This is a genomic window from Treponema berlinense (assembly GCF_900167025.1).
Taxonomy (GTDB): domain Bacteria; phylum Spirochaetota; class Spirochaetia; order Treponematales; family Treponemataceae; genus Treponema_D; species Treponema_D berlinense.
Window position 1 is genome coordinate 1 of sequence record NZ_FUXC01000032.1, and the last position, 1,538, is coordinate 1,538.

1 rRNA gene is annotated in these 1,538 nt (G+C 54.4%); it reads left to right on the forward strand.

The features are described from left to right. A 16S ribosomal RNA gene (locus B5D47_RS11240) occupies window positions 1–1,461 on the forward strand; the annotation flags it as partial. Between the last annotated feature and the right edge of the window lie 77 nt (window positions 1,462–1,538).

The window sequence follows — 1,538 nt, forward strand, 5'->3', positions numbered from 1 at the left end:
CGGGCGGCCTAGAGTGGCGGACTGGTGAGTAACACGTGGGTGATATACCTTTTGGACGGGGATAGCCCCTAGAAATAGGGGGTAATACCGGATAAGGCCGTGCGGGTTGGAGCCGCACGGGGAAAGGCGCTATGGCGCCGCCGAAAGAATAGCCTGCGACCTATCAGCTTGTTGGTGAGGTAAAGGCCCACCAAGGCGATGACAGGTATCCGGCCTGAGAGGGTGAACGGACACATTGGGACTGAGATACGGCCCAGACTCCTACGGGAGGCAGCAGCTAAGAATATTCCGCAATGGAGGAAACTCTGACGGAGCAACGCCGCGTGGACGATGAAGGCCGGAAGGTTGTAAAGTCCTTTTATAATTGAGGAATAAGCGGGACAGGGAATGGTTCCGCGGTGACTGTAGATTATGAATAAGCACCGGCTAATTACGTGCCAGCAGCCGCGGTAACACGTAAGGTGCGAGCGTTATTCGGAATTATTGGGCGTAAAGGGCACGCAGGCGGCTTTGCAAGCTTGGTGTGAAATCTCAGGGCTCAACCCTGAAACTGCATTGAGAACTGCATGGCTAGAGTTAGTGAGGGGAAACCGGAATTCCAGGTGTAGGGGTGAAATCTGTAGATATCTGGAAGAACACCAATGGCGAAGGCAGGTTTCCAGCACATAACTGACGCTCAGGTGCGAAGGTGCGGGGATCAAACAGGATTAGATACCCTGGTAGTCCGCACAGTAAACGATGTGCACTAGGTGTCTGGGCATAAGCCCGGGTGCCAAAGCAAACGCGATAAGTGCACCGCCTGGGGAGTATGCCCGCAAGGGTGAAACTCAAAGGAATTGACGGGGGCCCGCACAAGCGGTGGAGCATGTGGTTTAATTCGATGGTACGCGAGGAACCTTACCTGGGTTTGACATACATACCGATTATTTAGAGATAAGTAAGCGTAGCAATACGGGTATGAACAGGTGCTGCATGGCTGTCGTCAGCTCGTGCCGTGAGGTGTTGGGTTAAGTCCCGCAACGAGCGCAACCCCTACTGCCAGTTACTAACAGGTGAAGCTGAGGACTCTGGCGGAACTGCCGGCGACAAGCCGGAGGAAGGCGGGGATGACGTCAAGTCATCATGGCCCTTATGTCCAGGGCTACACACGTGCTACAATGGTCGGTACAGAGTGATGCGAGGCAGTGATGCGGAGCAAAACGCAGAAAACCGATCGTAGTCCGGATTGGAGTCTGAAACCCGACTCCATGAAGTTGGAATCGCTAGTAATCGCACATCAGCACGGTGCGGTGAATACGTTCCCGGGCCTTGTACACACCGCCCGTCACACCATCCGAGTCGAGGATACCCAAAGTCGGTAGGCTAACCGCAAGGGGGCCGCTGCCCAAGGTATGCTTGGTAAGGGGGGTGAAGTCGTAACAAGGTAGCCGTACTGGAAAGTGCGGCTGGATCACCTCCTTTTGTAGGACAGAAGGAAAATGAGGGGAAGCGGAAGTTTCCCGGAAGTGTATGTGTACACACAGTGGCAGTGAAGTTCT